Origin of the sequence: Sedimentibacter sp. (assembly GCF_032080165.1) — a bacterium.
Taxonomy (GTDB): domain Bacteria; phylum Bacillota; class Clostridia; order Tissierellales; family Sedimentibacteraceae; genus Sedimentibacter.
The window spans coordinates 47,969-65,974 of sequence record NZ_DAMASY010000003.1 but is presented as its reverse complement, the minus strand read 5'-3'; the positions used below and the strand labels follow the sequence as shown (position 1 = coordinate 65,974).

General features: G+C 34.4%; 14 protein-coding genes and 1 other annotated feature. Of the genes, 2 read left to right on the top strand and 12 right to left on the bottom strand.

From position 1 onward, the window contains the following. Positions 1 to 12: 12 nt before the first annotated feature. Together grdH and RT412_RS04960 are read right to left on the bottom strand one after the other, a co-directional pair. On the bottom strand, positions 13 to 1,323 hold the full coding sequence (gene grdH, locus RT412_RS04965) for a betaine reductase selenoprotein B (RefSeq protein ID WP_313345864.1): 1,311 nt from the start codon (positions 1,321 to 1,323) through the stop codon (positions 13 to 15). 11 nt (positions 1,324 to 1,334) lie between these two features. Continuing rightward, on the bottom strand, positions 1,335 to 2,660 hold the full coding sequence (locus RT412_RS04960) for a glycine/sarcosine/betaine reductase component B subunit (protein WP_313345862.1): 1,326 nt from the start codon (positions 2,658 to 2,660) through the stop codon (positions 1,335 to 1,337). 249 nt (positions 2,661 to 2,909) lie between these two features. Here RT412_RS04960 and RT412_RS04955 point away from each other — a divergent pair, with 249 nt between their 5' ends. Next, positions 2,910 to 3,572, top strand: a complete 663-nt coding sequence (locus tag RT412_RS04955; protein WP_313345859.1) for a TetR/AcrR family transcriptional regulator — start codon at positions 2,910 to 2,912, stop codon at positions 3,570 to 3,572. Positions 3,573 to 3,784: 212 nt separating this feature from the next. Here RT412_RS04955 and nrdJ read toward each other — a convergent pair whose 3' ends face one another. The 8 genes from nrdJ to RT412_RS04915 form a co-directional block, all read right to left on the bottom strand. After that, positions 3,785 to 6,136, bottom strand: coding sequence for a ribonucleoside-triphosphate reductase, adenosylcobalamin-dependent (gene nrdJ, locus RT412_RS04950; protein WP_313345856.1), 2,352 nt, complete (start codon positions 6,134 to 6,136; stop codon positions 3,785 to 3,787). A 278-nt stretch (positions 6,137 to 6,414) separates the two neighbouring features. Then, positions 6,415 to 7,413 (bottom strand): isocitrate/isopropylmalate dehydrogenase family protein, encoded by a 999-nt coding sequence (locus RT412_RS04945; RefSeq protein ID WP_313345853.1) that lies wholly within the window; start codon positions 7,411 to 7,413, stop codon positions 6,415 to 6,417. Positions 7,414 to 7,421: 8 nt separating this feature from the next. Then, positions 7,422 to 9,356, bottom strand: coding sequence for an aconitate hydratase (locus RT412_RS04940; protein WP_313345851.1), 1,935 nt, complete (start codon positions 9,354 to 9,356; stop codon positions 7,422 to 7,424). 8 nt (positions 9,357 to 9,364) lie between these two features. Then, positions 9,365 to 10,711 carry a 2-isopropylmalate synthase gene (locus tag RT412_RS04935; RefSeq protein WP_313345848.1) on the bottom strand — a complete coding sequence of 449 codons (1,347 nt, stop codon included), beginning with the start codon at positions 10,709 to 10,711 and terminating at the stop codon, positions 9,365 to 9,367. A gap of 282 nt (positions 10,712 to 10,993) precedes the next feature. Continuing rightward, positions 10,994 to 11,707 (bottom strand): uracil-DNA glycosylase, encoded by a 714-nt coding sequence (locus RT412_RS04930; protein ID WP_313345845.1) that lies wholly within the window; start codon positions 11,705 to 11,707, stop codon positions 10,994 to 10,996. An 87-nt stretch (positions 11,708 to 11,794) separates the two neighbouring features. After that, entirely contained in the window at positions 11,795 to 13,042 is a 1,248-nt protein-coding gene (locus RT412_RS04925; protein ID WP_313345842.1) for a DUF1015 family protein, read from the bottom strand. Further along, on the bottom strand, positions 13,039 to 13,962 hold the full coding sequence (locus tag RT412_RS04920; RefSeq protein WP_313345839.1) for a D-2-hydroxyacid dehydrogenase: 924 nt from the start codon (positions 13,960 to 13,962) through the stop codon (positions 13,039 to 13,041). The genes RT412_RS04925 and RT412_RS04920 overlap by 4 nt, the downstream gene beginning before the upstream one ends. A 27-nt stretch (positions 13,963 to 13,989) precedes the next feature. Then, a complete protein-coding gene (locus RT412_RS04915; protein WP_313345836.1) occupies positions 13,990 to 15,063 on the bottom strand; it encodes an alanine--glyoxylate aminotransferase family protein in 1,074 nt (357 codons plus the stop codon). A gap of 220 nt (positions 15,064 to 15,283) precedes the next feature. After that, positions 15,284 to 15,480, bottom strand: a binding site (T-box leader). A 136-nt stretch (positions 15,481 to 15,616) separates the two neighbouring features. Between RT412_RS04915 and RT412_RS04910 the strand changes: the two genes are divergently transcribed. Next, on the top strand, positions 15,617 to 16,723 hold the full coding sequence (locus tag RT412_RS04910) for a M20/M25/M40 family metallo-hydrolase (protein ID WP_313345833.1): 1,107 nt from the start codon (positions 15,617 to 15,619) through the stop codon (positions 16,721 to 16,723). A gap of 103 nt (positions 16,724 to 16,826) precedes the next feature. Here the strand turns inward: RT412_RS04910 and RT412_RS04905 are convergent, their stop codons facing one another. After that, positions 16,827 to 17,459: a GyrI-like domain-containing protein gene (locus tag RT412_RS04905; protein ID WP_313345830.1), complete on the bottom strand. Its 633-nt coding sequence runs from the start codon at positions 17,457 to 17,459 to the stop codon at positions 16,827 to 16,829. Between the two features lie 15 nt (positions 17,460 to 17,474). Beyond that, the gene (msrA, locus tag RT412_RS04900; RefSeq protein WP_313345827.1) at positions 17,475 to 17,951 is read right to left on the bottom strand and encodes a peptide-methionine (S)-S-oxide reductase MsrA; all 477 of its coding nucleotides are present in this window, start codon (positions 17,949 to 17,951) and stop codon (positions 17,475 to 17,477) included. Between the last annotated feature and the right edge of the window lie 55 nt (positions 17,952 to 18,006).

Genomic DNA, 18,006 nt, shown 5'->3' with positions numbered 1-18,006 from the left:
TGAAACACCCCATTATATTTTTACCTTGTATACTTTTTGTTCTTCAATATCATCAGTTAACGCATCTAAAGCCACTCCTACACGATGATATCTAAGCTTCCATTGAGTTTCCCATGATGTACCGGGATCTCCCAATGGGTAAGGAATTGAAATTGTAGGAACAATTTTGTTAGCTCCCACAGTTGTTGCAACAGGTATTAAATTACACAATAATACTACAGGTATACCTGCCCTTTCTATTTCTTTTACCATTGTTGCACCGCAACGTGTACAGGTGCCTCAGGTTGATGTCATTATAACTCCGTCTACTTTGTCCTCTTCTAATTTTACGATTATTTCTTTTGCCATTCTTATAGCTTCTGCCTGAGTGGTTCCTGTTCCTACCGTACTGTAGAAATAATCATGAAGCGCTCCAAACTTACCTTCCTTTAAATATGCCTTCATTGCATCGATAGGCATGATTACATTAGGATCTGCATCTGCTGCCGCAGGGTCAAAACCTGCATGTATAGTTTTATATTCTCCGGATTCAAGCTTGTCAATATTTGATATATCATATCTGCCCCATCTTGTTGCAGATGCTGATTGAATTCTATCAGGATTATTAACAGGTACAATTCCTCCTGTAGTCATGATAGCTATTTTAGCTTTTGATAAATTCGCTATAGGAATAGCAACAGGTACTCTGTCCTGCTTTGGTATAGGAAGTTCTGTTTCAAAAGGAAGTCCGTTTAATTTCTTTATAAGCATTTCCACACCGCGTTCTGCGCCGGTTTTTCCGGATTCCAACCAAATCTGAGCTCTTATACCTCTTGAGAAAAATCCTTCCTCATCAGCCGAACCTGTTTTTTCACCATTTAATATTTTATTTGCAAAAGATGCTAATACCTTTACATCATCCTTTAATTTAGCAGCCGATTTTCCACCCTTAAACACATACATATCCTTTTTAAACATCTCAACTCCGGGATTTTCTTCATTCATGGAAGTAAGTACCGGAACATTAAATCTTTCTTTGACTGCTTTACATATATTACCACATGCAACACCATATCTTCCTGCCTGGAAAGCAGGTCCTGCAATGAAAATATCAAATTCCTTATCTTCCAAAATACTCAAAATTTCCTTTATCGCTTCATCTGTATTGCTTCCCATATAGTTATCACCACATATAACAGTGTGTGTAACCTCTGCATTAAGCATTGAATTTAATGCAAGTGCAGGTCCTACAACCCCTTCTCTGATTTCCGGCTTATAGTCAGCAGTATCTTCTCCGCCAATTCCTGCAAAGAATTGATTTATATAATGTATTGCTTTCTTCATTTCCTCACCTCCTAAAATTCCTTCATTGTCTTTGTTGACCATCCTGCAATCATATCACCGCAGAACATTCCGTTATTCTCCATTATTATAGAACCATCTTCTCTTACGGAAGGTCCTAATATTTCATCATAAGACCATCCTCCGGAAAGACCGTCTCTTGCCAATGCTTGTAATTCACCTATAACTTTATCTGCCGGCGGAAGTTCAATCAACTGAGAAACATTTCCTGTTGAAACTAATGCGTTTGCTTTTTCATCAAGAGTTACCAATGGCTGTGAAGCACCATCTCTCCCTGTACATTCATTGCTTATTCCTACTGTTTTTACTCCCACATCTTCTAATGCGGCTAAACAAAGAATATAGTCCGCATCCGGATTACCATATCCTTCTTCAGTTACTATGGCTCCATCTGCACCTAATGATTTAGCCATCTGTGCAACAAATATAGCAGATCTTTTCTTTTGTTCTAAGGAAACGTTCAGATTTGACATAATAACACCTAAGAAATTAATTGTCTTTCCATGCTCCTTATACAATTCCTTTATAGTAGGAAAGTTTTGGAAATCATACGTAGCCCATTTTGATGAAGAAGGCATGAAGCTGCCGGATATTAACGCTCCGTCTAACACTTCATTTGGATTCATAAATGTAGGAACATACTTATTCATATCCCATCCATATACTAAATCATTGTAACCTAATTCTTCCATTTGTGACTGTGGCTGCATAACCAATACAACTGACGGAAGTTTATTTAGATTGCTGTCTCTCTTTGTTACCGGATTAAGCTCATAGCTTTCAACTTCTTCAGGTTCCATTTCTTTAACAGTAGAACCCAAATATTCAGCAAATCTATGAGATGCCATTCTTATAGCCGTATTTTTCTTTTGCTGTTCAAATCTTTCAAACTCTTCGTCGGTATCAGCAACTATACATATATTTATTAGTTGCGAAAACAAAGTATATTTTGCACCATCTCCACCCATGTCAATTAAACCGTCTCCAAAGCTTCCGTAATGCATTCCCACACCTAATACGCTGCATCCTTTCAGAGCATGTACTCTTCCGCTTCCGGCCATTTCGATATCTCCTGTTACTCCAGGAAATACAGCTCTTCCGTCGGGTCTGATTCTCGGTTCTACAGCCTCTTTAACCGGAACTATACGCGTATTTTCACCCGGTTTAGCAATTATAATGTCTACGTCGGTGATGTGTTCATCTTCCTTGATGAATGCAATTGCTTCTTCCTTATTGATGGTTAGAATTCCATTATTAAACATGGTCTTCTCTCCAAAGATAACATCCTTAATCAGGAAATTACCAATTTCTAATTTCATATCCTTTCCTCCTTTTTGTAATCATGATTATAAATGTTTATTTATTAACAATTATAATCATGATTAATTTCGTTAACTTTTATACTATCATATTTGCAGTTAATATGCAAACGATTTTTTATGATTTGATTTGTAATTTTTTATAAAATTTAAAATAATAGCAAAAAATGTTATAACTTTTTTGCTATTATTTTAAAAATGTGATAATATCAATATAAAAATAAATACATAATTGGTGGAAATTTAATAATGGGTGAAAAACATAAAAAATTGGCAATTAATCATTTTATCAGCGCTGCAGATGAACTGATCAATGAAATAGGTATAGAGAAGGTAACTATTAGAAATTTAGCTCAAAAAGCCGGATATAACAGTGCAACAATCTATAACTACTTTGAAAATTTAGATCATCTGATTTTCTTTGGAGCAATGAAAAATATAAAAGATTACGCACTTGCACTTAATTCCTATTTAACAAATGCAGAAAATGCAATGGATAGATTTTTAATGGTGTGGGAATGTTTCTTTAACTATGCATATTTAAAACCTGATATATATAATGCTATCTTTTTCCCTAAGCTGTCAAAGCACATTGAAGAATATGTTACAGAATTTTATTCTCTGTTTCCTGAAGATTTAGGTATTCATCATGATACAATATCAACAATGCTTTTAAAAGGAAATATTCATGACAGGGGTATGACAACAGTTATGGACTGTGTTAATGAAGGATTCATAGAATCACATAATGCTGATAAATTAAATGATATGACGCTTTTAGTGTTTGAAGGAATGTTAGTAAGAGTTCTAAGAGGTACTGTTAGTTATGAAAATGCAAAAACCCAATCGATGGATTATATAAGGGTTATTGTAAAATCATTTTTAATAAAGGATTATAATTTTTATTTTTAAAGGATCTCACTTACATGAGATCCTTCACTATCCCTGTCGCTTTCACTTCCAGCATAAGCGGCCGACACCAAATCAGAGATTTTTGGGTCGTCCCAGTCTCATTCACCAATGTTTAAGCTCCCTACGGTCGCAAACATTGGGAATTCGTTGCGAATGACCTACCAACCATTTCTCAAAAGAAATCTCTGAGAAATGGGGTTAGGACATCTTCCTTACCTTATTGGGCATAGACCTGTTTCGCAGCCTTCATTACCTACATCCAATGCTTCTTCCTGTACTTCATATTTGCTTAATAAGGATGGTATAAATGGTTTCATTTCTTTTTTAATCTTGATGTATTCTTCTTCTGTTATTGACTCATATGGCATTAACTGATAGAAGCTGTCGTCTAATGATAAGAATGATAGTGCAACAACATCATCCCAGTTGTCCCATACCCATTGTTCTACCTGCTCCCACTCATTGTCTCTTACGTGTACTGTAATTGAACAGTTGTGGTCGACGTAGTTTTCCATGAACAATTTGTAGTTTTCCAATTGGTCGATTGCCGTAACATCATATTTTGTCTTGCCCTTAGGTGCTTTTTCAGGGAATTCAATAACCTTTGTGGTACATGTCTTGATATCTTGACCAATTTCAGGATAAATTGAATATCCAAGCTCTTCACACACCTTAACCAACGGATCGTGGCTGTTAATTCTTACTCTTCTCAAGAAATACGGTGAATGCGAATAATGAACTCCGCTTGATACTCCCGGAAGCTGTGACAATGTACCCTCCGGTTTAACTGTCGTTACAAGAATCGGCGCACTTTCACCTATTTCGTTTGCATATCGCTCGGATTCATCCTTTGCAGCATCTCTTAATTTTCTTAACAGTTCTGCCTGCTGCTCTCTGTCAAAACCCACAGCATTAACCATATCCTGCCATCCTGTCAATGAGCATCCTGTTATTTTATCTCTTTGCTGAACTCTGTCCCACTGTGATAATTCAAGCTCTACGCAAGTCATCCTGTATGCTGCTCTTGCAGATAATCTTTGCGCCCTCATCAATGCTTTTTCATCTAAGTTTCCGTCTTCATCAACAAAGGCAAAAACATTCATAGTAGTTAAATTACATAAGCCTTTGTTATCAAGCAATATTTCTCCGCAAGGATTTACACCGTTCATATTCGGCCTTCTCTTTGCTCCTGCCACCTCATTAACCCATCCCGGTTCTCCTGAGTAGCGCATTTGTTCAAGCTGCCATCTCAACTGATCTCTTGTCGGTTTTTTCCTGTAATAAATCGAATTGTTACTCATGGAACGGTGGATAATGTCCTTATCAACAATCCATTGTCCGTCAATATTTTTATATAACTTGCTTTTTGCTTCTATACAATCAGTATCATCATAGTCAATAAGCATTATTTCAGCAGTTCTTCTAACTCCGCCTACAACAACATTTTCTCCTATGATATTTGCTATATCCAAGCAATCGATAGGTTTAAGCTTGAAACGTTCCTTACCTTCAATTGCACTGCGTTTTTTTATTACCGAGTCAATTTTTGTAAACATGTTTTTCATGCTGGAATGACCGCTTGCAGTTCCACCAAACGTTTTTAATGTTTCTCCCTTTGGTCTTACATTGTTATAATTAATAATTATGGTATTAATATTTCTGTATTCACTTGAGTTTATAAATCCTAAGAAATAGTCAAGTGCCTGCACCCAGCCTTCCTTGCTGTCACCTACAATGATCTTTACAGTATTGTTATGGTTAAATTCTACTCCGGTGTTATCTTCTCTTTTTTGCTTTGCAACAGGTGTATAATCCTCATGAATTATTCTGAAGTTTCCTCTGACCTTAGGAAGCTTCGAAATATCATCTTTCAGTATCCTTACGCCAACTCCCGAGCCAATCATCAACAGATAAAATAAATCTCTGAAGGCATGGAAATCATCTATAATTTCAAATGCACAATTAAAGTTAGCCATCGGATAGTTGTATGATACCGGAGTTCCTCCTACCCAGAATGTTCTTCCTGATAAAAATTGTCTTAAATTAAAAATATTATCATATAATTGCTCTGCTTCCTCTTTTTTTGTAGGAACTAAGCTGCAGTTATATTCAACTGCTCTTCTGACTGTTTCCCACCAATACTCTCTTCTTCTTTCTTCAGGGAGCCATCTTGAATAAGTTCTGTAATATACGAAATTTCCAAGCTGATTCATCGGAGAGCCAATGTGTTTGTACTTGCTGATAAATTCTTCGCTTAAAAGCTTATAATCTTTTCTTTTACGTGAATCTCTGGATTTATCTCTTTCATATCTGTATAGTATGTATTTTTTCGCAACATCTTTTCTTCTGCTGTCCATCAACTCATTTTCAACCATATCTTGGACAACTTCTACGGGTATAGGAAAGTTTTTACTCTCTAATTCTGTTTGTATTTTATGACTTATCTCCCTTGCCAGGACCTCGTCTACACCTTCCTTGGTTTCCTTCATGGCTTTAATGATAGCATTGGTTATTTTTTCTGCATTAAAGTCAACAAAGGTTCCGGTTCTTTTAAGTATTCTCATAATCCCTTATCTCCCTATAAATGTATTAAATCACGTGATACTACATATTGTAGCATCGAGCTTAATTTATGTCAATACATACTATATATAGTTATTTTTATATGTGCACCGTTAATTTATATTAGAATCTACACATTTATAGAAACTTATCAAATTTTGTCGAATATTTCTTAAATGTATTAATGTGGTATTTCAACGGTTGTATAATTTCTTAACAAATCTTAACAAATGTTGTCAGGCTGTTGATAATTATATAAAAACCCTTGAAAAATCAAGGGTTACAATAGCTTAATTATTTCTTCCTTAAATTCTGTTGTACTTAATCTTCCTCCTATATCTTTGGTATGAAGATTATTATTTTTCAAAACTATCTTAAGCGCATCTTCTATTTTAATAGCTGCTGTCTCTTCACCGATATATTTAAGCATCATAATGCCTGATAATATCGCAGCTGTAGGATTTGCAATATTTTTACCTGCAATATCAGGGGCAGAGCCATGAACAGGTTCGAAAATTGCTATATCTTCACCTATATTGGCACTTGGAGCCATTCCCAGACCTCCTACCAATCCTGCAGCCATGTCAGAAAGTATATCACCATATAAATTAGGTGCTACAATCACTTCATAATCATATGGATTCATAACTAACTTCATGGACATTGCATCAACTATAACATCTTCAAAATTAATATGGGGATAGTTCTGCGAAATTTTTTGCCCGGATTCTAAAAACAATCCATCTGTTAATTTCATTATGTTTGCTTTATGTGTCAATGTTACTTTGCCTCTTTTTTCTTTTTCAGCTGTTTTAAAAGCAAAATCAGCAATCCTTTCACTGGCACCCCTTGTTATAATCTTTATACTTTCAGCAGCAGCATCTGTTATCATGTGCTCAATTCCTTTATATAAATCCTCACTGTTTTCTCTGATGATAACTAAATCTAAGTTTTTATATAAACAGTTAACTCCTTCAAAGGATTTTACAGGTCTTAAATTGCAGTATAAATTGAACCTTTGTCTTAATAACACATTTATGCTTCTGAAACCCTTGCCCACAGGTGTCGTAATTGGCCCCTTAAAAGCAATTTTATTTCTTTCTATGCTTTTAATAGTTTCTTCAGGCAACAATTCACCAAACTTTTCATAAGCAGTATATCCCGCGCTTACTTCTTCCCACTGAATATTATTTGTTGCTTTATCAATTATATTTGCAGCTGCATGCATTATTTCTAAACCTATTCCGTCTCCCGTAATCAAAGTAATTTTTCTTTTCATCTTAACCTCTATACATTATTCTTTAAAATCATATGATTTAATAATCCGCCTGATTTTATTATGTCGGTTTGTGTTTGAGATAATGTAAGCTCCATTTCATATTTTTTATTTTTCTTAATATTGTCAACAATTACAATTTCATTTTTTAATTGTATTAACAGATCGTTAATAACTAATTCATCCATTTCATCTATATCATCATAATCTGCCTCGTTTTTAAATATCATAGGAATAATCCCGTTATTTATTAAATTGCTTTTATGAATACGCGCAAAGGATTTTGCAATAACTGCTTTAATACCTAAATAAAGAGGTGCCAATGCAGCATGCTCCCTGCTCGAACCCTGACCGTAATTTTTACCTGCAACGATTATTCCTCCGCAATTATTTTTCGCTTTTTTTGGAAAATCCTTATCTATTGGTGTCAGGCAAAATTCTGATAAATAAGGAATATTTGATCTGTAAGGCAAAAGGTTGGCATTTGACGGCATTATGTCATCAGTTGTAACATTATCTCCAACCTTTACTAATACCTTTTCACTAATTCGATTGCCTAATTCCTTATTTTTAGGGAATGGCTTTATGTTTGGTCCTCTTATTATTTCTACCTTTGAGCCATTGTCTGCAGGACTGATTATCATATTATCCTGTAGAGGAAACTGTTCAGGCATTACAATATCAAGATCAACGTCATAATCAAATTCATCGTTTCCTGCAATATATCCTTTTATGGCAGAGTATGCAGCAACCTCGGGGCTTACAAGATAAACATCGGCAGTATCTGTACCACATCTTCCTTTGAAATTTCTATTAAATGTTCTTAAAGAAACACCATTTGTATTGGGAGCTTGACCCATACCTATACAAGGACCGCATCCACTTTCTAAAATTCTTGCACCGGCAGCTATCATCTTTGATAAGGCTCCATTTGAAGCAAGCATAGTAAGTACTTGCTTAGAGCCGGGAGAAATTACTAATGATACATTTTCGTGCACAGTATATCCATCTAATATTTTTGCAACCTTCATCATATCCACATATGATGAATTTGTGCAGCTGCCTATTGCAACCTGATTTACCTTAATGCCTTTAACCCGTTTTACCGGTACCACTGCATCAGGTGAATGAGGAAGTGCTACATTGGGCTGCAATGCATTTAAATCTATTATTATTTTTTCAGAATATACCGCATCCCCATCGGCTTTAAGCTCTGTAAAATCTTCTTCTCTTCCCTGTGCTCTTAAAAATTCTAAGGTTCTTTTATCGGAAGGGAATATTGAAGTGGTTGCTCCAAGCTCTGCTCCCATGTTTGTAATTGTTCCCCTTTCAGGTACAGATAAAGATTTAACTCCTTCTCCTGTATATTCAAACACCCTATTTACACCGCCTTTAACGGTAAAATGCTTTAAAACCTCAAGTATTATATCTTTTGCAGTTGAAAATTTATTTAACTTTCCTACTAATTCAACATTCACAACAGCAGGCATCAAAATTCTATATTCTCCTCCTGCCATTGCAACTGCCACATCCAACCCACCGGCACCTATAGCAAGCATACCCAATCCTCCGCAGGTAGGGGTATGGCTGTCAGAGCCAAGGAGTGTATCCCCGGGAACGGAAAATCTTTCCAAATGTACTTGGTGACAAATTCCGTTTCCTGGCTTTGAAAAATAAATGCCGTGTTTTTTTGCTACAGTTTGTATATACAAGTGGTCATCTGCATTTTCAGGACCTGTTTGAAGCATGTTGTGGTCTATATATGCCACAGATCGTTTTGTTTTGACTTTATCTATTCCCATAGCTTCAAATTGCAAATATGCCATTGTTCCTGTAGAATCCTGTGTCAATGTTTGATCTATTTTTATTCCGATTTCACTTCCTGTTTTCATATGACCTGAAATCAAATGATTTTTTATTATTTTTTCAGTTAACGTTAAACTCATACTGCCTCCTATATTGCCTTATCATTGTATTTATATTTATCATTTAAAACATACATATTGCCCATCTCTTCCATTTCTTGAGTGGAAATATTGGATGTTCTGCCCTTTTCATATTCTTCATCTATTTTATTTTTAATAGTTATTAATCTTTCATCAGATTTTTGTATTTTCTTTTTACCCTTAAGTCCGAAATAACTGTTTATCCAATATGCAATACTTGATATGCCGGAATAAGAATTAATTGCTACCAAAGGTGGCTTACCCAATACTTTTCCTGTATCAAAGCTGTTATATATTTCTTCGTCCTTTAACAAACCATCAGCGTGGATACCTGCCTTAGTCACATTAAATTCTTTGCCTACAAAAGGTGTCTTAGGTGGAATATCATACCTTAGCTCTTTTTCAAAATACTCTTCTATTTCTTTTATAATCTCTAAGTTTATATTCTTTAAATTTCCCTTTATTTGCGCATATTCGACTATCATTGCCTCTAAAGGTGTATTGCCTACTCTTTCACCAATACCAAATAATGTAGCATTCACAGATGCTCCGCCATACAGCCATGTTGTAGTTGAATTTGTAACTGCTCCATAATAATCATTGTGACCATGCCATTCAATTGAAGACGAGGGAACACCTGCATAGTATTTTAAACCATGTATTATTGCAGGTACCGATCTTGGAAGTTCAACACCCACATGAGAAACTCCTAACCCCAAAGTATCACAAGCTCTTATTTTTACATTTATATTGCTTTCATTCATCAAATCCATAAGATTTTTTGCCAAAGGCACAACAAAACCATAAAAATCTGCTCTCGTTATATCTTCAAAATGACATCTCGGAACGATACCGTTTTCCAAGGCTGCATAGGCAATATCCAAATACATTTTCATAGCTTCAGGTCTTGTTTTATTAAGCTTATTGAAAATATGGTAATCAGAGCACGACATTAAAATTCCCGTTTCCTTTATACCTATTTCCTTAACAAACTTGAAATCTTCCTTATTGGCTCTTATCCATGAGGTTATTTGCGGGAATTCATAACCCTTATCCATACAGGCTTCTACTGCACTTCTATCTTTTTGTGAATATAGAAAAAATTCAGTTTGCTTTATTACACCTGAACCATTATCAAGCAAATGAAGATACTCATATAGCTTTACCATTTGTTCACTGTTCATATTTGTCATTGATTGTTGTCCATCTCTGAATGTTGTGTCTGTAATCCATATGTTTTCAGGAATATCCATAGGTAATTGAATGTTGTTAAATTTTATTTTAGGAATTTCATCATATGGGAAAACATTCTTATATAATTTTGGTTTAATTACTTCTACAGGGTTAAATTTCATGCTGCACCTCCGGATTTTGAAAGATTTAATTTATTAATTGCAAATATGTAATTAAACATATCATTGATTATTAATGCACATTATAATATGATTGTGATTTTTAGTCAAGCATAAATGCATATAATTTATATGTATTATTTGCCATGTGATTATTTTATAATTTATATGCAATTATTATTTTTTAAGTTGCAAATTTTGCAAATTAGATATGAGCTGGCTTCAATAAAAAAAGAAGCTCAAAAGAGCTTCACAGATTGATAATAAAGTCATCAAAATGGTAGGTTAGCCTAGCCAATTAATAATTCCCATTGTTTCCTTAAAACAATCATTCCTTAAAAAATCATCATCGTATTTTTCGGAGCACATCATCGGATGCCTGCTTATATAAAATTTTCCGTGCTTTATATACTGCCTTTTCTCTTCTGCAAATTTACCCCACAAAAAGTAGCTTATATTTTTGTTTTCCTCAGAGATATAATTCAAAAGCTTTATACTGAACGGTTCCCAAATGGAAATATGACTGCCCGACTTGCCCGGCTCCACCGATAAATAGGTATTCAGCAATAAAACGCCTTGTTTTTCCCATGATTTGAATAATTGATCGGGAGGTAAAATATTAAAGCATCCCGTTTCAATTTCTCTTTGAATTTCTGAAAATTTCATAATGTCATCGTATTTTTCTATATTATTATAATTCTTATGAATCAATCTTATTATATTTTTAAGAGAAATCTGTCTGAACTTTTGATTCCATGACTTTAAATCTCCCACCTCAAAAGCGCGGCCGGTAGCTTTTCCTTTTTCCGGATACGGATCTTGTCCTAAGACAGCTGCCTTTATATCATATAGATTGCATTTCATAAATCTCAGCACATTATCATGATGAGGATTAGTATTATCTCCGATTTTTTCTTCTATAATATTTAATTCTTCCTTAACTTCATCAGTCAATAGCTTACTCCATGAACCATGTGCATCCTTAGGTATTAAACTCATGCTTTCACCCTTAAATTATTTTTATACCTACATTATATTTCATCATGCCTGCCTAAATCAATGTAATATATTACAAATTATATTTTATTATTCTAAACTGTGTATAAACAATCCGCTTCTTAGCTTTGGTTCGAACCAAGTGGATTTAGGAGGCATTACTTTTCCCTGATTTGCGATATCCATTAAATCATTAACATCTGTCGGATATAATGAGAATGCAACAGCCGTTGTATTGTTGACTCTTCTTTCCAACTCCTTTAATCCTCTGATTCCACCGACAAAATCTATTCTATCATCCGTTCTCACATCTTTTATACCTAATACAGGAGATAATAAATTGTTCTGCAATATTGAAACGTCAAGGTTTTTTTCTGTATCATTTTCGCCATAGGTATCCTTCATTGGAGTAAGTATATACCATTTGTTTTGAAGGAACATACCTATTTTATGTTTTCTGTCAGGCAGGTATTGTTCTTTTCCTTTATATTCTTCTACTATAAATTTTTCCTTAACACAGTTTATGAATTCTTCTGCTGCAAGCCCGTTTAAATCCTTGATAACTCTATTGTAATCCATAATTTTAAGCTCATTATGAGGAAACAATACCCCCAAAAAGAAATTAAACTCTTCATTGCCTGTATAGTCAGCGTTTTTTTCTCTTTTTTCTTCTGCTACCTTGACTGCAGACGCTGCCCTGTGGTGACCATCTGCTATATAGAGATTATCAATTTCCTTAAATAAATTAATAAGCATTTCTATTGTTTCATTATTATCAATAACCCAGACTATATGTCTTATATTATCTTCAGAAACAAAGTCATAAACAGGAAGGTTATTTTTCATATATTCATTTTTTATTTTATCTACTTGGTTATTTGCTGCATACATAAGAAAAATCGGTCCTGTATTCGCATTGCAGTATTTAACATGATTTATTCTGTCTTGTTCCTTATCCTTTCTGGTATGTTCATGTTTTTTTATCCTGTCATTGAGATAATCATCAACAGATAAACAGCACACAAGCCCTGTCTGTTCGTGTTCTCCCATAATTTGCTTGTAAATATAAAAACATTTATTTTTATCCTGCGTTAACCAACCTTTTTTAATCATGTATTCAAGGTTATCGCGTGCTTTTTCATATACCTTATAATCGTATATGCTTACTGAAGACTCGAGATCTATTTCCGCCTTATCCACATGCAGAAAGGAGTAAGGATTATCTCCTACTATAACCCTTGCTTCTTGACTGTTCATAACATCGTATGGCAATGCCGCTATTTTGTCCGCCAATTCAGGAACCGGTCTTATACCATTAAAAGCTTTTATAATAGTCATGCTAAGCACACTCCTTCATTCATATAATTAAAAATAATTTCTACTATCTCATCACCAATTCTACCCTGAGCTTCTTTAGTTGAAGCGCCTATATGGGGTGTGCAGGATACCTTGTCATGCCTGCATAGCGGACTGTTTTTTGCAGGCTCTTCGGCAAACACATCTATGGCTGCTCCTCCAAGTTTATTATTGTCAAGTGCTTCAAGAAGTGCACCTTCATCTACAACTCCTCCTCTTGCACAGTTAATAATAAAAGCACCATCTTTCATAATTTCTATCTCTTCTTTTCCTATAACTGCTCTTTCACCGCTAAATGGAACATGAATTGATATAAAGTCTGAAATTTTAAGCAGATCATTCATTGGCAAATATTTATACTTGCAATCCTTTACTTCACCAATAACATCCGTATAAACCACATTCATTCCTAATGCTGCCGCTTTGTTGGCAGTTTCTCTTCCTATCCTGCCAAAACCAATAACACCCAGTGTCTTATTAAATATTTCAATTCCCTCATATACTTTTTTGTTCCACTGTCCTTGTCTCATAGTTACATTTGAGTTATGAATAAACCTTGCCAAGTTAAACATGTGTCCGATTACCAATTCTGCTACTGAGGCACTGCTTGCATTTGGAGTATTTTTTACTTGTATTCCATTTGTTTTTGCATAAACAACATCAATATTATCAAGTCCAACACCACCACGTATTATTAACTTAAGTCTTCCTGTAATACATGCAGCATCTATTATTTCTCTCTTAACCTTAGTGTTTGAACGAACAATTAAAATATCAAAATTCTGAATTTCATTTATAAGCTCATCTGTCTCATAGTGTTTTTCTACTACTTCTAAATCCATGTCTTTAAGCTTTTTTACAGCGTCTTTTTCCATTCCGTCAGAAATTAAAACTCTTAACATATTATCTCCTCCCTTAAATCCTCATATTTAGTTTTTATTTATAATTTCATCTATATTTTCTAATAATTCTTTCACATCATTAAGGGTATAATCACCCATATGTGCTATCCTGAAAGTTTTTTCCTTTAAATCACCATAACCGTTTGATATGGCATATCCTCTTTTGCCAAGTTCTTTATTTAATTCTGCCACATTTATTCCTTTTATATTTTTTATAGTCGTTAGTGTGATTGACGCATACTTTTCTTCTGGAAATAGTTCAAAGTTTTTCTTGGCCCATCCCCTTACATACTCAGCCATTGATAAATGTCTTTCATATCTGTTGTCAAGTCCTTCCTCAAGAATTTTATTCAGCTGATAATCCATAGCATACATTAAAGACAATGCAGGAGTAGATGGATATTGATAGTCCTTTTTTTGAATATAATCATAAAGTTCTAACAAATCCAAATATAATCCTCGATACTTAACCTGTTTTGCTGCCTCAACAGCTTTTCTTGACATAGAAGCTATGGCCATTCCAGGAGGTAATCCCAATGCCTTCTGTGTAGATGTAATACAAATATCTACACCAAGTTCATCCACATCTATCCTTGTTCCTCCCATAGAACTTACAGTATCCAAGCACCATATTACATCTTGATACTTTTTCATAACTTTTGAAATCTCATTAATGGGATTCATGACCCCGGTAGATGTTTCATTATGAGTTATGGTAATTAAATCATATTGGCCGGTAGCCAATGCTTCATCAACCATTTCAGGCATAGTTGCTTTTCCTGCTTCAACGCTGAATTTATCCGCTAAAACATTGTTTGAAATCGCCATTTTATACCATCGTTCTCCGAAAGAACCTACAGAAAAAACAGCGGCTTTTTTTCTGGTACAAGATCTGATAGCTCCTTCCATAAGACCTGAACCTGAAGATGTAGAAAGAAGAATCTGCTCTTTCGTATGAAATACCTTGTTTAATTTCTCACTAATACTTCTTTGTATTGTTGATGCCTCCTTTGACCTATGTCCTACCATAGGTTTCGTCATTTGCTCCAACACATCCTCTTTTACATCAATTGGTCCGGGTATGAATAGTTTTTTGTTCATTTTAATCCTCCTTATTATATTTGAAAATTTATACAAAAAAACCTTTCATCCACAAAGGGACGAAAGGTTTACTTCCGTGTTGCCACCCAAATTGATCATAACTTTTTTAGGGTATAACAATATTTGTGTATAACAAAATAAAGGTAACAGATGACCCAAACTTTAAATTTTGTGTCAGTCTCTTATGCATTATACGAATTAAAAAAGTCCTCCATCCCAGGAAAGGGACGAAAGACTAAAATTTCCGCGTTACCACCCAAATTGATACAATGATCCACTCTATGCAGATAACGGCTGCCTCCGTTTTACTCATCGCAAACCCTCAAGGGTGGATTCAACAAACATCAGACCGGCTCGCACCTACCGCCGGCTCTCTTAACATTAAGCATGCCTACTATTCCCTATCAACAGTTTTTATTTATTTTGTTCTATTATATTGAGCTGCTTATCAAAAAGCAACACTTTTTTTGAAAAGTTTTCTAACCATTAATTTAATGGAAATTTTTGATAAAATGTATTATACTTAAAATATAAAATAAAAATGAGGTGTGCCATGATAAACAAAGAACGACTTATTAATACCTTTATGGAATATGTAAAAATCGACAGTGAAACAAAAAATGAAAAAGCAATTTCAGAAAGAATAATTAATGACTTGAAAAATTTAGGGTATGAACCTTATACTGATGAATCAGGTAAAAAGCTAAATTCCAACGGAAATAATGTTTATTGTTTTATTCCGGGAACTAATCAATCTGAGGCAATGCTATTCAGTGCTCATATGGATACTGTGACACCCGGCAATGGTATAGTTCCATACATAGATGGTGATTATATAAAGAGCAAGGGAGATACAATTCTTGGGGGAGACGACAAGGCAGGAATAACGGCAATTATAGAAGCACTTAGAACTATAAAGGAAAATAACTTGCCTCACAGACCAATTGAAATTGTTTTTACAATTTGCGAAGAAGGCGGAGTAAATGGTGTTAAGGAAGTTGAATTTTCTAAGTTAACTGCTAAAAAGGGAATCGTATTAGACAGTGGCGGAAGTCCAAGTCAAATTATTATTGAAGCTCCCGGACAAACAAGAATTTTTGCTGACATTATAGGAAAGCCCTCTCATGCAGGCGCAAGCCCTGAAAAAGGAGTCAGTGCTATAATGGTGGCAGCAGAGGCGGTAACAAATATGAATCTGCTTCGTATTGACAGTGAAACTACTGCAAATATTGGTACGTTTAAGGCAATAGGTGCTACAAATATTGTTTCACCATTAGTTGAAATTGTTGCAGAAGCAAGAAGCCGCTCTACAGAAAAGCTTAAATCACAGACTGATCACATGATAAAATGCCTGCAGGACGCATGCGACAAATATGGTGCTAAATTAGAATATAATATTGAATATTGTTATTTCTCCTATGTTTTAGATACAGAAGATGAACACATAAAACAAATTGAAAGTGTATGTGAAAAATTAGGACTTGAAGTTGAAAAAATTCCTTCCGGTGGAGGAAGCGATGCTAACGTATTTAATCTAAACGGTATAAAAGCAGTAAATGTAGGAGCCGGAATGGAGCTTGCACACACAACCGACGAACAGCTTAACATAAATGATTTTATAAACGCCTCAAAGTTTGTTTTTGAGTTAATGACAATTTAAACTGTAGAGGTTGTTATGTACGGATTAAAATAAACGCTGAATTTTCTCAGCGTTTATTTTGCACTTACAGCATAAGCGACTGACACCAGATCGGAGATTTGGGTCATCTGCTTAATTCTGCTACATTAAACCGCAGCACCGTTTTCAATTTTTCTTTTTCTGTTTTTCTTGGATCCGAAATATATATCTCCTTATGTATCATCGATAATCTTGTTAAATTATTTTTATTACAATAATCTTGCATTTTATCAAATGATTCCTTCTCATCATCGTATGAACCAAAATGCATCATTTGAACACAAAGTCCCTCTTCTATACTTTCAAATTTTACCTTATTCAATAACTCATTAGATTTTTTCACCTTAACCTGCTCAATAATATTTTCAGCTAATTCCTCTGTAACGAACTCCGGCTGTCTAATCATTATTTTATATATTAAACTGTCTTTATCTAATTTGTCCTTACCTCTTGCTTCTTCAGCTAAATCCCACACACCTTCTAAGGGATAGACAGTGTATTCAAAATAACCTTCAGGTACAATACCTTTCTTTGGAAGCATTCTTATGGTGTAAGACAGCGAATATAATGCTTCTATTGCTTCTGAAAATTCTTCATTATTATTGGGATTTCCTTGTCCGCTTAACGTAAAAAATTTAAATTTTGGAATTGTAACTAACTCAGGTTTGTTTTTTGGCAAATAAAGTTCCTTTTCTTGCTTCTTCCATTCATATTTCATATACTCCTCCATGCATTACAGGCTTAAATCAATGTGACAGTAGCCGTTCGGGTTCTTTTCTAAATATTTTTGATGATATTCTTCCGCAGCATAAAAGTTTTTAATAGGCATTACTTCAGTAACTATTTTCTTATCGTGTTTTAAAGCTTCATTATTAAAGGATTCATTTATTACTTTTAAATCTCCTTCATTCACATAATAAATCCCTGTCCTGTATTGTGTTCCAATATCTCCACCCTGTCTGTTCAACAAAGTAGGATCAATAACCCTCCAAAAATCTTCCAATATCTTGTTTAAAGTTATTTCATTTTCATCATATTTAATATAAACAGCTTCTGCAAAACCGGTTGAATTGTTACATACCTGTTCGTAGGTCGGATTTTTTGTATTTCCGTTTGCATATCCTACAACCGTTTCCTTAACTCCTTTACGTAAATCAAAGTATGCCTGCATTCCCCAAAAACATCCGCCCGCCAAATAAATTTCCTTCATTTTTATCAACTCCTACATCTGATTTCATTATATTTATTATACCCATATTTTAAAT

Bases quoted from the DNA above. Each gene is read 5' to 3' on its own strand.
- RT412_RS04940 (WP_313345851.1), bottom strand. From the start codon at position 9,356: ATGAGTTTAACGTTAACTGAAAAAATAATAAAAAATCATTTGATTTCA.
- RT412_RS04920 (WP_313345839.1), bottom strand. From the start codon at position 13,962: ATGTTAAGAGTTTTAATTTCTGACGGAATGGAAAAAGACGCTGTAAAA.
- RT412_RS04945 (WP_313345853.1), bottom strand. From the start codon at position 7,413: ATGAAAAGAAAAATTACTTTGATTACGGGAGACGGAATAGGTTTAGAA.
- RT412_RS04935 (WP_313345848.1), bottom strand. From the start codon at position 10,711: ATGAAATTTAACCCTGTAGAAGTAATTAAACCAAAATTATATAAGAAT.
- RT412_RS04925 (WP_313345842.1), bottom strand. From the start codon at position 13,042: ATGACTATTATAAAAGCTTTTAATGGTATAAGACCGGTTCCTGAATTG.
- RT412_RS04960 (WP_313345862.1), bottom strand. From the start codon at position 2,660: ATGAAATTAGAAATTGGTAATTTCCTGATTAAGGATGTTATCTTTGGA.
- nrdJ (WP_313345856.1), bottom strand. From the start codon at position 6,136: ATGAGAATACTTAAAAGAACCGGAACCTTTGTTGACTTTAATGCAGAA.
- RT412_RS04930 (WP_313345845.1), bottom strand. From the start codon at position 11,707: ATGAGTTTAATACCTAAGGATGCACATGGTTCATGGAGTAAGCTATTG.
- RT412_RS04905 (WP_313345830.1), bottom strand. From the start codon at position 17,459: ATGAAATATGAATGGAAGAAGCAAGAAAAGGAACTTTATTTGCCAAAA.
- msrA (WP_313345827.1), bottom strand. From the start codon at position 17,951: ATGAAGGAAATTTATTTGGCGGGCGGATGTTTTTGGGGAATGCAGGCA.
- RT412_RS04910 (WP_313345833.1), top strand. From the start codon at position 15,617: ATGATAAACAAAGAACGACTTATTAATACCTTTATGGAATATGTAAAA.
- RT412_RS04955 (WP_313345859.1), top strand. From the start codon at position 2,910: ATGGGTGAAAAACATAAAAAATTGGCAATTAATCATTTTATCAGCGCT.
- RT412_RS04915 (WP_313345836.1), bottom strand. From the start codon at position 15,063: ATGAACAAAAAACTATTCATACCCGGACCAATTGATGTAAAAGAGGAT.